The sequence below is a fragment of the Paenibacillus sp. UMB7766-LJ446 genome, assembly GCF_030226665.1.
In the GTDB taxonomy this organism is placed as follows: Bacteria; Bacillota; Bacilli; order Paenibacillales; family Paenibacillaceae; genus Paenibacillus; species Paenibacillus vandeheii.
The window spans coordinates 287,481-302,879 of the sequence record NZ_JASOYM010000002.1; the positions used below are offsets into that span (position 1 = coordinate 287,481).

Consider the following 15,399-nt stretch of genomic DNA (forward strand, 5'->3'; position numbering starts at 1 on the left):
CTCAAAGGAGGTTTTATAAAGGTCACAAAATGATAAACAAATGATCACAAAGTATAACCTCGTCTTGGTAATAGAGGAATAAATGATAAACTAGATGACAGAGGTGGGATAAGCATGAGTAAATATCATACGATACTTGTTGTAGATGATGATTTGAGTATCGTCGAGCTGTTAAGAGATTTTCTGGAGAATGACCAATTCCACGTTAAAACGGCTTGTGATGCGGAACAAGCATGGACCATACTTCAACAAAACTCCATTGATTGCATTGTTCTCGATATCATGATGCCTGGACAAGGCGGATTTGAATTATGTCGCCGGATTCGAGGGGAAAGTGATGTTCCAATCCTTTTTTTGAGCGCACGCAGTGATGATGTGGATAAGATTCGGGGGCTGACGCTCGGCGGCGATGATTATATCGTCAAAACGGCTTCGCCTGGTGAAATTGTGGCCCGAGTGAAAGCCGTTTTGCGGCGCATTGCTTCCAGACAGTCCGTGCAGGGGAAAGTCTTGGATTACGGACGCATCCGGTTGAATCTGTCTGCAAGAGAAGTCCTGATCGAAGGAATAAAAGTTGAGCTTACGCCTAAGGAATATGAGTTATTGCGATTATTTGCGGAACACCCGCGACATGTTTTTACCTATGAGCAATTGCTTGCAAAGTTTTGGGATGGTGTGGGTGACAGGCATACTATAAGAGTCCATCTGAGCCGGCTTCGCGAAAAAATTGAAACCGATCCAAACGATCCACAATTCCTGGTCAACGTATGGGGAGTCGGATACCGATTTGAGGGAGCATAACATGAGAAAACTTCGCATTCGTACATTCACATTGCTTTGCTTATTCGTCTTGCTGACGTTGCCGTGGCTCTTTTTTGTCACGGCTCACTTTATGTACACGCAAACATTTCATATCTCTAAAAGCCAACAGCAAAATGAAACATTGCAAAGACATCTCAGTAAGGTGATTCACACGATAGAAGTGGGTACAGATCATTGGACCGATCCAAGCTGGCAACATCTGTTGTACACCGAGTTGAGTAAAGCAAAGATGGACGTGGTCATTGAATCTGGGACCCATTCGGAAATTTATCGTTCCAGTTCAAAACGCCACAGTTCATTAGCGTCGACTGAACAGTTCTCTGTCATTGAAGACGGGCAACTCATGGGAAGGGTTGTGCTATATCTGCCTAAATCCAATGGAGTTCCACTGATTGCGGCCTTTTTCGGACTGCTGCTTGCTTTCTTTGTGGTTGGAGTTGAAATGAGGAGGTTCCTTCTTAAGCCCCTGGAGAAAATGAGCAGTGCAGCTAGGCAAATGGCGTCAGGGCAGTGGGAAGTGCATTTGCCTGATTCCAGAATCACGGAAATCGCCGAAGTTCGCGACGGATTCGAGGTTATGGTGAAAGGGCTTGAGAAATCCTACAGGAAACAAGTCGAGCTGGAGGAAGAACGAAGATTTGTCATCGCTGCTGTCGCGCATGATTTACGTACACCGTTATTTGCCTTGCGGGGGTATTTGGACGGATTGGAGCAAGGAGTAGCACAGTCACCAGAGAAAATAACCCGATATATAGCCGTATGCAAAGAGAAATCCGCCCAATTGGATCGATTGGTGGAGGACCTTTTCACTTTTACAAAAATGGAGTACTTGGAAAGTGAACTTAACACCAAAACTTTGGATTTATCGCAAATCCTTCGAAAGTCGATTGAGAGTTTGAGTCCTCAAGCTGAACAAAAACATATTTCTATCTTAGCCCATTTAGCAGAAGGTTGTTTCATTAACGGAGATTCGCATGTATTAGAGCGCGCAATGAACAATGTGTTGGAAAATGCCGTTAGATACACGCCCTCAGGTGGCAAAATAACTGTTCACTGCTGCAACGACGGAAAGAAAATTAAGTTTACGATACGCGATACCGGGTCTGGTTTCTCTTCGGAAGAACTGGAACGTGTTTTTGAACCCCTCTATCGTGGCGAAGCCTCACGGAGTCGTGCAACTGGGGGGAGTGGATTAGGATTAACAATCTCACAACGTATGATGAAGCAGCATGGGGGAGAACTTGCTGTAAGCAATCACCCTGAAGGTGGGGCGGTGCTAACAGGATGGATACCTCTAGCTAACTCGAATTAAAAAGAAAGATTCAATCGTTCCTCTGACCCCGAATGTAAATGTTAAATATTTCCTTGTGGTCTCCATTTTCTTTCTCATCGTTGTCAAGCACGATAACTCATGACATACTCACAATAAAATGCTTCACCTGTTTGAATGTATAACAAAACAAATGAGGTGTATTTTGAAGTTGAATAAGTTAGATAGAGTGGAAGCGATCAAAAAAGATTTCAAATTGTACCAAAAAGTTTTTTTAGCCCTTGGTGATGAAAACCGACAATCGATTATCACTGTACTTATGGAGACAACGTGTATAAAAGGAATGCGTGTAGGCGAGATTGCAGAAAAAACTCATTTATCACGCCCCGCAGTGTCCCATCATCTTAAAATTTTAAGAGAAGCTGAGATCATTATGATGAGGCAGGAAGGATCCAAAAATTATTATTTTATAGATCTTAGAACAAAATTAGGGGATATGAAAAATATGTTTGGCCGTATCGATGAGTTATTACAACTACATTATTAAGAAACGGAGTCATCATAATGAAAGCAATGGTTATTGAAAAGTATGGACAAACATCCCTTCAGTTGACTGACAAACCAATGCCAACAGTAGGTGATTATGATGTGTTAGCAGAAATCCATGCGTCAAGTATTAATCCGATCGATATCAAAGTCAGAGATGGTAAAGCTCGAATGTTGCTGAAATATGATATGCCGCTTATTTTAGGAAATGATTTTTCAGGAGTGATTGTCCAAGTTGGAAAGAAGGTTAACCAATTTAAGCAGGGAGATGAGATTTACGGCCGACCAAGAAAGAGCCGAATCGGAACCTTTGCTGAGTTTATATCCGTACATGAGGACGATATAGCCCTAAAGCCTAAAAATCTCTCCTTTGAAGAAGCAGCATCCATACCATTAGTTGGACTTACCTCATATCAGGCATTACATGATGTATTACAACTTTCGGCTGGGCAGAAGGTATTGATCCAAGCTGGTTCGGGCGGCGTGGGAACCTTTGCGATCCAACTCGCCAAAGCAATGGGGATATACGTTGCAGCAACGACAAGTGAAGCGGGAATTGCCTTGGTCCAGTCGCTTGGAGCCGATCAGATCATCAATTACAGAAAAGAGGAATTTGATCAGGTGCTGCATCATTATGATGGCGTATACGATACTATTGGGGGGGAGACTTTAGAAAAAGCCTTTAAGATCGTCAAGCCGGGGGGACAAATTGTCTCGGTTACAGGCTGGCCCAATGCACGCTTTGGAAAAGCGTACGGAGCTGGTTTTATCAAAACCACTATTTTTCGATTGATCTCTCGTAAGCTTACAAAATTAGAGGAAAAGCATAATGTGAAATATAATTTCTTGTTCATGAAGCCTAGCGGCAAACAATTAGAGATTATTTCTGAACTGATTGAATCAGGGAAAATCAAACCTGTTATTGATAAGATCTTTTCGTTTGCAGACACCCAAAAGGCGATAGAATACGCTGAAAAGGGAAGAGCCAAAGGGAAAGTAATCGTAAAAATGAAGTGAAACAATACATTGTACTAAGCCGGATACGAAATAAAAAGAAACCACGGTGCCGAACTCGGTACCGTGGTTTCTTTGTTTTGTGATTCAATCGTAACAGATTCCTTAACCCAGGCATCGGAAAATGAGGCAGGTTCCAATGCGGAGTTAACTAGAAAATCTCGATTAACTACGTATTTTGCGATAATGACGGTAACTGGGTCGGTTTTTCACTGGGGAATCTTATAGAAACTGTAGTCTGTATTGTTTCGCTCCTGTTTCACAAACTTGCCGGGAGACATGCCAACAATTCGGGTAAAACTGCGAATGAAATTCGCATAATCCCTGAAACCGGACTGAAAGCAAGCTTCCGTTATGCTCAAACCATCAGACAAGCAGTATTTGGCCAGTTCAATACGACGCCCCAGAATGTATGAGCGTAGGGTCAGTCCCGTATGTTTTTTGAATTGGCGACTAATATGTGTGCTGTTGATATAAAACATCTCTGCGAGTTTGTTAAGCGTGATCTCCTGGGCTAGATGTTCTTCAATATAGTCCATTGTTTTACATACCAGTTCGGGCATGATATCGGTTGGAATGGATGTTGTTTCATGATACGAATCGTTTATTGCAACCATGAGCTGTGCAACGACTGCATTGATTTTAACATCCGTTCCATACGCATCTGAAGCCAGCAAATTCTCCAGTTCGGCAGCCAATCGAAGAATCTGTTTCAACTGCTCCTGTTCCAGATGAACGATATTACCTTTGCCCTTAGGACGATAATCAAAACAAGCGGATAGACTGGTTGACGGAGTAGACATTCTCCGGAGATACGTTTTTTTGAGATTGATCGTAATTCGTTCGTATTCGGAATCATCCATAATATAAGAACGGTGCATTTCCTCAGGAGAAATGACAAGCAAATCACCGGGTTCCAAATGGTAGCAGTGATTTTCGACATAAAAATTGACGTTACCACGAAGAAAAAGGTACACCTCATAGGCATCATGTCGATGATAAGAGCTTTCCAATGGGTAGGTTGTCACCCGGTGCAGATATAAGAGTTCAGGTAGGATGGGATCATACAAATAGGAACCATTCACAAGGCACCTCATCCTTTCACGCAATAAATAGACCGTCACACGCAATGAAAAATTGGTTGGTTTACCTTAAAATGTAATCATCCTATCATGGCGTGCTTATTCTTGCAAACGTTTTCTTTTTTTAGTATACCATATTCAGAATTGGGGACAGCTTAGCATGCTCATGGAATATCCAAAATATTTGAATGGAGGGAACATACCCATGAAATTCAATTCTTCTTCAAATGCCAGTGAACAAACGGAATTGCGACCACAATTTGCCTCAACGTCAAGTATCCAATCAGCGATTGGAAAAGCACCTCAAAACGGAAATCCGCTGATTGCCCACAAATTTGGAGCCGATCCCTACGCTCTTGTATTCCGTAATCGTGTCTATATGTATATGACAAGTGATACGCTGGAGTATGATATGGAGGGTCTTCTCCAGAAAAACAGCTACAAATCAATCAACCGCATAACTATCATCTCTTCAGACGATTTGCTCAACTGGACGGATCATGGTGAGGTTCTGGTTGCCGGACCACAAGGTGCAGCTCCATGGGCCACCCAATCCTGGGCGCCTGCAGCTGCGCATCAGATAATCGAGGGAAAGGATCGGTTTTTCCTATATTTCGCTAACAATGCAAGCGGCATTGGGGTATTAACTGCCCCCACTCCTGTCGGACCCTGGACAGACCCGATTGGAGAAGCCCTTATCACGAGGGAGACTCCAGGGGTTGAAGAGGTGACATGGCTGTTCGATCCGGCAGTGCTGGTAGATGAAGACCACAGGGCTTATATCTATTTCGGGGGTGGAATTCCGGAAGGAAAAGCAGAGAGGCCCGACACGGCAAGAGTGATGCGATTGGGAGAGGATATGACCAGTGTAATAGGCCGTGCCAAGGTTATTCCTGCACCATACATGTTTGAGGATGCAGGCATACATAAATTTAACAACACCTACTACTTTACGTACTGCTCAAACTTCTATGAGGGTGACCGACCAGAGGGCAGTCCTCCGCCAGGAGAGATTGCTTATATGACAAGCAGCCAGCCGATGGGACCATGGACGTACAGAGGATGCATCCTCAAAAATCCGGGGCACTTCTTTGGTGTTGGCGGTAACAATCATCATGCCATATTTCAATTTGCCGATTACTGGTACATTGCCTATCACGCACAGACGTTATCCCAAGCCATGGATGCTCCCGAAGGCTATCGTTCCACACATCTGAATCGAATTAACTTCGACACAGCCGATGGGCACATTCATGAGGTATGCGCAGATGTTCAGGGGGTTGATCAGGTGCAATTCTTCGACCCTTATGATGGAGTAACTGCGGCGACCATGGGATGGAGTGCAGGAGTGAAGACTGAGAAATTAAACTTGCATGACTCTGTATCTTCCACTGAATCGGAAGTAGTAATTACAGCAAATATGGGAAGTGGCAGCTGGATCGCTGTATCGAAGGTTCATTTTGGTCATGAAGGGGCAGCAAGCTTCTCAGCAACGATATCCAATAGCGGGGGTGATGGGGTGATCGAACTTCGTCTGGATCAACCTGACGGACAATTCATCGGACAGCTTCTCGTCGAGGCATCCGATGTAAACCATCCGTGGCTGGATTATTCAACCTCCGTTTCAGATGCCCAGGGCGTTCATGATTTATATTTTGTAGTTCATGGAAGTGGGAGCGTAAAGCCGGACATCAGCATCAGACAATGGAAATTTGAAACAGGTAAAGCTTAGCATGTCCCTACTGCGCCGGAGAAGAGCCCCTGCGCAGTAATTTTGTTGCCAAATGGTGACTTTTGCAAGTGTATTATGATGGAGAAGTAATGGACTTACGATAAGCACGTGGTGTACAACCGACCATTTGCCTGAATTGCCTGGAGAAATGCTCCACATTCCGATAACCGCAAAGCTCACTGATGTCTGAGATTCTGGATTGTCCATGGATAAGTCTTTCTTTGGCAAGACGAATTCTGGATTGGATTACATCTTCCATACATGAGATGCCAAATGTAGTTTTGTATAACGATTGCAGATAGCCTGGACTAAGATGAACACAATCAGCCATGACAGTAACGCTCCATTCTTGGCCCGGATTATGGTTAATACTCTTGCGCAGATCCAGAAGATCCTGATAATGCGGCGTGTTAACGGCGGTCTGAGAGGCTTCGAGAAGCTTGTTAAACATAATTCGAAACAAATAATCAATAGAGAGCTCACGATAATCACACGAAATAAAATTTTCGGTAGCGAGCAATTGAAATAATTGATGACAATAGCCGGGGTCCGGAAGAGGAATGGGTGTGCCCAGTGGAAGAGCTGTCTCCAGTACATACGATTCATCCGAGAGAAATCGTACCCAATCATTTATGTATTGATCCGAGCACGCACGATACATGATTTTCTGATGAGGAGGATAAAGGACGGCACAATTGGCAGGATACGCTTTTATCTCGCCATTCACCCAGAATTCCGCCGGAGTCTGTGTGAGAATGAGGAGCCAGAAATCATGCCCATCCGGTATGTCATAAATGAAGTCTCCCGGGTGAGCGGCATCGTAACCGACATAGAAAATCGTATTCATATCATTCTCCAATCTTAGAATAGATCAATTTTGCGGTAGCATATATCATTCTTTGTGATGCACTTCTATTTTATAATTTTAAGGGAAAACCGTTGGGAAATCATTAATTAACAAACGAATTGCTAAGGATCGAAATCGTTGGTTAAGTCTTTGAAATGATCAATAAAAGGGGAGAAAGAACATGATGTATGCTAACCCGATTATTTGGGCTGATTATCCGGATCTGGATGTGATTCGTGTTGATGACACCTATTATATGGTCAGTACAACAATGCACATGATGCCGGGCTGTGTCATTCTACGATCCTATGACTTGGTCCATTGGGAAACCGCTGCTTATGTGTACGATAGACTGGATGATACACCCGCCCAGTGTCTGGAGGAAGGCAAGCAGATATACGGCAAAGGCATGTGGGCTGCCTCGCTTCGACATCACCAGGACACGTTCTACGTCATTTTTGTTGCCAATGATACCTATAAGACTTACCTGTACACTGCCAAATCCATATCCGGTCCCTGGAAGAAGCATAATGTGGAAGGCTTTTATCATGATTGCTCTTTGTTTTTCGATGACGATAGTCGAATCTACCTGGTTCATGGCAATGCCGAGATTTATTTAACAGAGCTAAGCTCTGATCTGTCCGGGCCCGAACCCGGCGGAGTGCAGCGCATGATCGTAAAAGACAGACAGTCTTATTTCCTCGGCTATGAAGGTGCCCATTTCTACAAAATCAACGGGAAATATTATGTGTTTTTAATCCATATCTCCAAAGCTTTGGGGAGAAGAACGCAGGCGTGCTATATGGCCGATTCGCTGGAGAGTGAGTTTATTGGCGGTGAAGTATTTAATGATGATATGGGTTATTTTAATGCTGGGGTAGCCCAGGGAGGAATCGTGGATACACCGGATGGTGACTGGTATGCCATGCTTTTCCAGGATCATGGTGCCATCTGACGCATTCCTGTTCTGGTTCCGCTGCATTTCGAAAATGATATTCCGGTGTTTGCCAAGCAAGCCCCGAATCCAATCCAGATCCCGAGCACAAGACCAGATTATACATATAAACCCCTGGTTGGGAGCGACTCTTTTTATTATGAACCGGACGAAGACGGAAGGGTACGCCTGAACGATTTTTGGCAATGGAACCATACCCCCAACGATGACCTCTGGTCTGTTACCGACAAACCGGGAGTTTATCGCATGCAATCCGGGGATATTCGTCCAAACCTGACGTTTGCCGTTAATACACTGACGCAGCGTGCAATGGGTCCTGCCTGTGAAGTGATCGTTACACTGGATGGAAGCAGACTGAAGGACGGCGATTACGCAGGCTTGTGTTTTCTGATTGGCACCTATGGTATGATCGCGCTCACGAAAAATGAAGGACAGTTTTACCTGGTCATGCTGGCAAGAACCAGTGAAGATGCATCCATTTTTGGTAATCTGGTTGATGCAGAGCCAGCTACCGAATATGCGAGAATACCGATAGAAGAATCAGAGGTTACGCTTAAAGCCACCGGGAATTTCGTGGACAATCAGGACGAGTGTTCATTCTTTTATCTGGAGGGAGCGAGGTGGAAGCCGCTTGGGATCACCCACAAAATGTTTTATAAATTGGATCACTTTATGGGCTGCCGGATCGGATTGTTCTTATATTCGACGAAAATGATCGGGGGGACAGCTGATTTTTCGAATTTTGAATATCAGGTGATGCTCACGGATGAACAGGATGGAATGGATTAAACGGAATGGATTCGTAGCGTAGTGTATCGAAAGGAGTCGCCCAATCGGCGGCTTCTTTCATAATATTTCCAACCAGATCGGGGTGAATCATATGCGCATCACTGTGTTAACCAAAACAAAATTAATCGTGATTTTACTGCTCAGCGCATGTATACCAACAGGGCATACTCGCGGATATTCGGAACAAGATATGGTGGAGATGAAGGTGCAGGCAGCAGACAACCATCCGAATTTTGGGGAATACAGCTCTCCGGTGCAAGTCTCTTTTGTCAGAGAAGCAGGTGACGATCTGGATCAAATGATCAGCGAGCTTCCCGGGGAGACGTTGTTGGACAATCGCTGGACCCGACTTTACGAACAGAAGCTGGGGATTCAGCTGCACTATGATTGGATCGCCAAAGGAGATGTATTCGGGCAGAAGCTGGGTGTCTCCCTTGCTGCCGGTCGTATTCCTGACATCGTAAGAGTAAATCCGTACCAGCTAAGACAGCTGAGTAACGCAGGACTGATTCAGGATCTGTCCGATGTATACCAAACCTATGCCTCTCCGTTAACGAAGAGCATATTGGAGGCAGAAGGAAATGGTCCGTTTGAAGCGGCAACTATTGATGGCAAACTGATGGCGATACCTGAAACGGCATCCTCCATCGAAACAGCCCAGTACTTGTGGATCAGAACGGATTGGCTTGAACGCCTGCAACTTCATCCGCCTGTAACAATGGAAGACGTGCTTGAAATTTCGAAAGCGTTTACAGAGAGAGATCCCGACGGTAACGGTCAACGGGATACGTATGGACTTGCCCTAACGAATCATTTGTGGGACCCGGTCATGGGAGCTGCTGGCCTGATGGCCGGGTATGACGCATATCCGAATATTTGGATTAAGGGTGCGGATGGCAAGCTGGTATACGGCGGCATACAGCCCGAAGTTCGAAAAGCGCTGCAAGTTTTGCAAACGATGTACCTGGAGGGCCAGATTGACCCCGATTTCAGCTATAAAAAAGGAACAAATGAAGCACGCCTGATCCAGAACGGAAAAATCGGCCTGCTTTATGGCGAACAATGGACTCCTTTTATGATCCAGTCAAGTCGGGAGAACGATCCAAAAGCTGAATGGCAGGCTTTTCCCATCACAGCAGCATCCGGCAGATTGGCCAAGGTGCCCCTTCGCACCAATACCTGGCAGTACTTCGCCGTTAGAAAAGACTATCCTCATCCTGAGGTCATTATGAAGCTCATGAATCTGCATTTGGAGACGAACTGGGGCGAGCAGGCTCAGTACGAAACATACTACAATGACGACTCCAAGGCAGTGTGGATGCTCTCGCCGGTCACTCCTTTTCCGGGAACTAAAAATCTGGATGCCTATCGCCAAATTCAGGAAGCAAGCCGTACCGGAGATCTGTCTGTACTTCAGGAGGAAGCATCGGCAATTCAGAAGAGAATTGAAGCTTACATCAAGGAGGGCGTGGAAAGCGGTTGGGGTTGGAATCAGACCTATGGACCATCTGGAGCGTTCAGCATAGCGGATGGTTATGAAAGAAATGGACAGCTTCTGTACGATCAATTCACGGGTGGCATTACCGATACGATGGTCGACCGGCAGATGATACTGAATGATCTCCAGCTTGAAGCCTACCTGAATATTATTCTTGGCAGACCCATTGAGGAGTTCGATCAGTTTGTGGAGGATTGGCGAAAATTAGGCGGAGATCAGATCACAACGGAGGTTAATGCGTGGTTTATTTCAAAAACGGCACTGGAGCAATGAATCGTTTCTCTGGGGCGGATGTAACCCCGAAAGCACCTCACATGCTGGAGGGGATGAATTGATTAAATTCCCGGCCCAATCTTGGCGCAGCAGCATCTTCGCCCGGCTGATCGTGACTTATCTGATTTTTGTTCTTCCATTAATTTTGCTGGGAATATATTTGTACAACTGGAGTTATGACAATGCCAGACAGGAGATATCGTCGTCAACAGAAAGGCGGCTTGTCGGTTATCTCGATGAGTTGAATCGGGAAATGGAATGGATGGAGCTGCAGCAGTTTGACATTGTGGAAGACAGGAAGCTCAACAGGATTGCCATTCTATGGGAGATGATGGATCAGGTGGATCGCCGAGATACACTCCATTATCTGTCCGAACGGCTTGCCACGTTCAAGAATAGCAGTGTTTACATCAAAAATGTTCATGTGCATATTCGCACGATCGGTAAAAGCATTTCCGCCACTCATGGGATTGATGATTACAACAGCGATTCCTATAACTATTTCAGTTCAGGTGTGCAGGGAAAAGGAACTCGTTTTGTGGTGAAAAAGGATGAAATGAACCTGAGTGCCGTAAGGTTGAGTGGTAAAAAAGGAGAGGCTCCGCTATTTGTAGTGCAGGTCGAGCTAGATACGGAACAATTTCAAAATGCACTGACCCAGCTTAACCTGTATCCTGACAGCGGTTCGTTTCTGATGGAGGAGCAAACGGGCCATATCATTACAGACCTTTCGCAGCGTGATTTTATTCTTCAGGCTTATCGGGATCACATCATTAAAGGTGACCATGGTGCATTTCAGGTAAAGGTGGATGGCACACGCTATTATGTCAGTCAGAGCCGGTTGGAATCACTGGGTTTGTCTGTAGCGACGTATTTGCCGGAAAAGAGTGTGAAAAGGCCACTAAGCAAGTTCTACCACTGGGCCTGGCTGTTTGCAATAACTTCGTTTGTGGCAATAACGGCCTTTCTCTATTCAGGCTATAGGCTCATCCACATTCCTCTGCTTCTGCTCGTGAAGAGATTTAAGAAAATGGAGACCGGGGTACTGGACATCCCCATTGTGCATAAGCGAAAGGATGAGTTTGGCTTCCTGTATAGTCGATTTAATCAGATGCTTGAAAGGCTTCAGCTGCTAATTGATCGGGATTTCAAAAAAACAATGATGATGCAGCGTGCCGAATTGAAGCAGCTCCAGTCCCAGATTAATCCTCATTTTTTATATAACAGCTTTTTTATTCTCAATTCACTTGCAAGAACAGGGGATACGGAGCGCATTGAACAATTCACCCACATGCTTGGCGAATATTTCAGATTTATTACCCGAAACGAAACTGATCAGGTCAGGCTGGAAGAGGAGGCAGCTCATTCACGTATTTATACCGAAATTCAGAAGCTGCGGTTTTCCAGACGCATACAGGCAGACTTCGGTGATATGCCCGCGGCGATGGAGCGCATTTGTGTTCCCCGATTGATCATACAGCCCATTATCGAGAATGCGTATGAGCACAGTCTGGAAAAAATGACCGATCAGGGTATGCTTCGAGTGCGGTTTAGCATCAAGGATAATGTCGCAGAGATTAGTGTGGAAGACAATGGCCATGATTTGGAGGAGCATCATATTGAAGCACTTCAACACAGTTTGCTTGAAAAAAGTGACTCGCATGAAATGACGGGTATGATGAATATTCATCGACGCCTGGTACTGACATATGGGGAAAAAAGCGGCCTGTTTTTGACGAGAAGTGAACTGTCGGGGTTAAAGGTCACAATCCGAATTCATTTGGAAGGAAGGGAAGACGGATGTATCGACTTTTGATTGTGGATGATGAGGAAATTATTACGGACGCTCTTTATGAAACCTTTGCAAGATATATGCCTGATCGTCTTGACGTATGCAGGGCTTACTCAGCGAGTGAGGCATTAACCTGGATGGAACGCTCAAGAATTGATATCGTGTTAACTGACATTCGCATGCCTGGCATGAACGGTCTTGAGCTAACAGAGCAGGTTCAGGCTTATTGGCCGCATTGTCGGGTTATTTTTCTAACGGGTTACAGCGACTTTAACTATGCTTACCAGGCTTTTCAGATGCAGAATGTCCGTTATTTGCTCAAAACGGAAGGGTACGACAAGATTTTGGCTGTGGTGGGAGAAGTAGTGGAAGAGATCCGACAGAGTCAGCACATGCACAAGCTGCTGGAGAAAACATACGAGGTTACCTGTCAGCTGGCAGTGTTACAGCAGGAGGAGTATCTGCGGAATCTATTGCAGAACGGGACTGCATATGCAGGTTCTGAGATCGACATCCAGAATCAGTTGGATCAATGGGGCATTGGACTGCGTGCTTCTTCTCCCGTTTATGTTGTGCTTGGCCGAATGACTTACAGGGAGAAGCTCTCCCATGCGGAACGCGCTCAGCTTCAGACATCTGCCCGAATGATCGGTTCTGCTGTGATGGAGGAGCAGACTATTCATATTAGCGTGCTGGATCATTATGGGGATATGGTGTGGCTTATTCAGCCCAAGCAGACGGAATTGGAACCAGGCAGTTCCCTTGTTCGGTATCTGGAGGGTACATTGGAATGGGTGCAGGAGGCATGCATGACTTCACTTGGCATATCCGTGGTCTTTGCATTGGCAGGCAATAGCTGTAACTGGTCCGAAATTCCCCGGCAATACGAGAGGTTGAGGCAACTACACTGGATGAAAATTGGCGATGGCATATCCATGGTGCTTCGGGATTACGATGAGGTTCTTCCGAATCAGGGACAGAGGGAGTTCACACGTATCAGCAACCGAATCGAAGTGATGTCAGGATATTTGGAGACAGGGAAAATCCAGCAATTTTACGAAGTGTTTGAGGCGTTGGCCAATGAACTGATTCATGAGGATGTGACCATGGAGAGGGCCATGGAAACCTACTATAATCTGGCGCTTCATCTGTATTCGACCATCAATCGATGGGGTCTGCATCAGGATATACCCGATCAGCGCAGGCTTTTACATCTCCACGAGTATACTTGTATGAAGGATGCGGTGCAGTTTCTGTATCAGGCAGCCGACCAATTGGTGCGCTTCAAGAGCTCGAATGAACAGGAACGGGCAAATGCCGTAATTCATTCCCTGTGTACTTACGTCACGAAGCATCTGGAAGAAGATCTTTCGCTTGTAAAATTGGCCGAGCTTTATCATTTCAATCCATCGTATCTGTCCCGTTTCTTCAAGCAGGAAATGGGAATCAACCTCTCCGAATTCATTGACGAGCTGAGAATCAGGCGGGCAAAAGAGCTGCTTCGAAATGCCGATCTGATGGTTCGGGAGGTTGCACTGCAGGTCGGCTATGAGTCAGCTCATTCCTTCACTCGTTTTTTCAAAAAGGGGACAGGTATGACGCCTCAGGAATTCAGAGAATCTCTAATGGTTCGTTAAAGCGAAAATGAAGAGAAGCAAGGCTCCAGGAGCGAATGCCCTTTGGCCTTGCTTTTCTTTTGCCTTAACGGATACGGAAGTGCTTCTAAACTAAGCAGTGAATGCTTTTTGTTTTCGATAGGCATTGGGACTTACGCCTGCATATGCCCTGAATTTTTTATAAAACCAGTCTGTATCCATATATCCTACCTCCGCTGAAATTTCATAGATCCGCAAATCGGTGGTCGTCAGCAGTAGTTTGGCTTTTTCCATTCGCTGCTGAAGCAGGTAATCATTGAAGGAGATTTTCTCTTCCATTTTAAATTTCTGTCCAAGGTATGCGTAGTTAAAATGAACCATATCGGAAATTTTCTTCAACGTGATGTCACTACTGAGATGATCGAGGACATAAGCTTTAATCATCTGGATGACCTGGGCGGAATGAACCTGTTTACCCTCAAGCTGAATGATCGACCTTAAGGAGTACAGATTCCGCGTTGGTTGTTCAGGCTCCAGCTTGGTCTGGAGCCTGTCAAGACTATGGAGGAGCGCAGATGCGTTGAGTCTTCCAGGCAGATAATCACTTACTTGATAGGCTAAAGCTTTGCGGACAAGCTGGAACTGATCATTGCCTCCCATAATAAGAATGGGAATCTGGCTTATTTTTCGAATATGGTGACATACCCATAAACCTGCTGCCGAATACCCTCCGGTACTTACGAGCACCACAGCAAATTGCTGCTCGGACAATGCCGATAACGCGGTACGGGTGCAAACAACTCGTTCTCCTATGGCATAATCGGAGTTGCTGCGACGCAGCAGCTGGTGCAATTCCCCGCACATGTAACGACTGAAATCCACAAGCAGAATGTTATGCATGAGCAATCCCTCGCCTTCAATTGTTATAAACCGAATCCCACCGCACATCGATAGCTGAATGACAGATGTCTACATTCCATTAATTCCATTATGAGAAACAAAGAAAGCGCATACAATGTGCATTTGTTTGCTGAGGGAGCATTTATTTACCAATTACCTAGGAAAATGCTTCAATTTGGATTCGAATGGCCCAAACCTATAGTTTGACCGGGTAAATACCTTTATTTTCACAGGTTGTTTGCGCTTTCATTCGAAGGCTACACTTTGATGGCAAACCGAAAAAC

At 45.2% G+C, this 15,399-nt stretch carries 13 protein-coding genes; 10 read left to right on the forward strand and 3 right to left on the reverse strand.

All coding sequences use genetic code 11. The features are described 5' to 3' along the window. Positions 1-114: 114 nt before the first annotated feature. From QP794_RS06320 to QP794_RS06335, 4 genes are all read left to right on the forward strand, one after another. Entirely contained in the window at positions 115-801 is a 687-nt protein-coding gene (locus QP794_RS06320) for a response regulator transcription factor (protein WP_285075427.1), read from the forward strand. A gap of 1 nt (position 802) precedes the next feature. After that, the gene (locus QP794_RS06325; protein WP_285075428.1) at positions 803-2,134 is read left to right on the forward strand and encodes a sensor histidine kinase; all 1,332 of its coding nucleotides are present in this window, start codon (positions 803-805) and stop codon (positions 2,132-2,134) included. Between the two features lie 151 nt (positions 2,135-2,285). Then, entirely contained in the window at positions 2,286-2,639 is a 354-nt protein-coding gene (locus QP794_RS06330; protein WP_483311882.1) for an ArsR/SmtB family transcription factor, read from the forward strand. A 17-nt stretch (positions 2,640-2,656) separates the two neighbouring features. After that, positions 2,657-3,655 carry an NADP-dependent oxidoreductase gene (locus QP794_RS06335; RefSeq protein ID WP_285075429.1) on the forward strand — a complete coding sequence of 333 codons (999 nt, stop codon included), beginning with the start codon at positions 2,657-2,659 and terminating at the stop codon, positions 3,653-3,655. 206 nt (positions 3,656-3,861) lie between these two features. Here the strand turns inward: QP794_RS06335 and QP794_RS06340 are convergent, their stop codons facing one another. Beyond that, a complete protein-coding gene (locus QP794_RS06340; RefSeq protein WP_285075430.1) occupies positions 3,862-4,737 on the reverse strand; it encodes an AraC family transcriptional regulator in 876 nt (291 codons plus the stop codon). Between the two features lie 202 nt (positions 4,738-4,939). Here QP794_RS06340 and QP794_RS06345 point away from each other — a divergent pair, with 202 nt between their 5' ends. Next, positions 4,940-6,466 (forward strand): glycoside hydrolase family 43 protein, encoded by a 1,527-nt coding sequence (locus QP794_RS06345; protein ID WP_285075431.1) that lies wholly within the window; start codon positions 4,940-4,942, stop codon positions 6,464-6,466. A gap of 73 nt (positions 6,467-6,539) precedes the next feature. Here QP794_RS06345 and QP794_RS06350 read toward each other — a convergent pair whose 3' ends face one another. Beyond that, a complete protein-coding gene (locus tag QP794_RS06350; protein WP_285075432.1) occupies positions 6,540-7,313 on the reverse strand; it encodes a helix-turn-helix transcriptional regulator in 774 nt (257 codons plus the stop codon). Positions 7,314-7,494: 181 nt separating this feature from the next. On the opposite strand from QP794_RS06350, the gene QP794_RS06355 reads away from it, so the two are divergent. From QP794_RS06355 to QP794_RS06375, 5 genes are all read left to right on the forward strand, one after another. Next, positions 7,495-8,268 carry a glycoside hydrolase 43 family protein gene (locus tag QP794_RS06355; protein WP_285075433.1) on the forward strand — a complete coding sequence of 258 codons (774 nt, stop codon included), beginning with the start codon at positions 7,495-7,497 and terminating at the stop codon, positions 8,266-8,268. 45 nt (positions 8,269-8,313) lie between these two features. Next, positions 8,314-9,057 carry a beta-xylosidase family glycoside hydrolase gene (locus QP794_RS06360; protein WP_285075434.1) on the forward strand — a complete coding sequence of 248 codons (744 nt, stop codon included), beginning with the start codon at positions 8,314-8,316 and terminating at the stop codon, positions 9,055-9,057. A gap of 91 nt (positions 9,058-9,148) precedes the next feature. Continuing rightward, a complete protein-coding gene (locus tag QP794_RS06365) occupies positions 9,149-10,828 on the forward strand; it encodes an extracellular solute-binding protein (RefSeq protein ID WP_285075435.1) in 1,680 nt (559 codons plus the stop codon). Beyond that, positions 10,791-12,644, forward strand: coding sequence for a sensor histidine kinase (locus QP794_RS06370; RefSeq protein WP_285075436.1), 1,854 nt, complete (start codon positions 10,791-10,793; stop codon positions 12,642-12,644). The genes QP794_RS06365 and QP794_RS06370 overlap by 38 nt, the downstream gene beginning before the upstream one ends. Continuing rightward, positions 12,629-14,257: a response regulator gene (locus tag QP794_RS06375; protein WP_285075437.1), complete on the forward strand. Its 1,629-nt coding sequence runs from the start codon at positions 12,629-12,631 to the stop codon at positions 14,255-14,257. Before QP794_RS06370 ends, QP794_RS06375 begins: the two co-directional genes overlap by 16 nt. Before the next feature lie 90 nt (positions 14,258-14,347). On the opposite strand, the gene QP794_RS06380 is transcribed toward QP794_RS06375, so the two are convergent. After that, positions 14,348-15,115 carry a response regulator gene (locus QP794_RS06380; protein WP_285075438.1) on the reverse strand — a complete coding sequence of 256 codons (768 nt, stop codon included), beginning with the start codon at positions 15,113-15,115 and terminating at the stop codon, positions 14,348-14,350. Between the last annotated feature and the right edge of the window lie 284 nt (positions 15,116-15,399).

Excerpts from the sequence above, each read along its gene's own strand:
- QP794_RS06320 (WP_285075427.1), top strand. The coding sequence starts at position 115 with ATGAGTAAATATCATACGATACTTGTTGTAGATGATGATTTGAGTATC.
- QP794_RS06325 (WP_285075428.1), top strand. The coding sequence starts at position 803 with ATGAGAAAACTTCGCATTCGTACATTCACATTGCTTTGCTTATTCGTC.
- QP794_RS06330 (WP_483311882.1), top strand. The coding sequence starts at position 2,286 with ATGAGGTGTATTTTGAAGTTGAATAAGTTAGATAGAGTGGAAGCGATC.
- QP794_RS06335 (WP_285075429.1), top strand. The coding sequence starts at position 2,657 with ATGAAAGCAATGGTTATTGAAAAGTATGGACAAACATCCCTTCAGTTG.
- QP794_RS06345 (WP_285075431.1), top strand. The coding sequence starts at position 4,940 with ATGAAATTCAATTCTTCTTCAAATGCCAGTGAACAAACGGAATTGCGA.
- QP794_RS06350 (WP_285075432.1), bottom strand. The coding sequence starts at position 7,313 with ATGAATACGATTTTCTATGTCGGTTACGATGCCGCTCACCCGGGAGAC.
- QP794_RS06355 (WP_285075433.1), top strand. The coding sequence starts at position 7,495 with ATGATGTATGCTAACCCGATTATTTGGGCTGATTATCCGGATCTGGAT.
- QP794_RS06365 (WP_285075435.1), top strand. The coding sequence starts at position 9,149 with ATGCGCATCACTGTGTTAACCAAAACAAAATTAATCGTGATTTTACTG.
- QP794_RS06370 (WP_285075436.1), top strand. The coding sequence starts at position 10,791 with ATGCGTGGTTTATTTCAAAAACGGCACTGGAGCAATGAATCGTTTCTC.
- QP794_RS06375 (WP_285075437.1), top strand. The coding sequence starts at position 12,629 with ATGTATCGACTTTTGATTGTGGATGATGAGGAAATTATTACGGACGCT.
- QP794_RS06380 (WP_285075438.1), bottom strand. The coding sequence starts at position 15,115 with ATGCATAACATTCTGCTTGTGGATTTCAGTCGTTACATGTGCGGGGAA.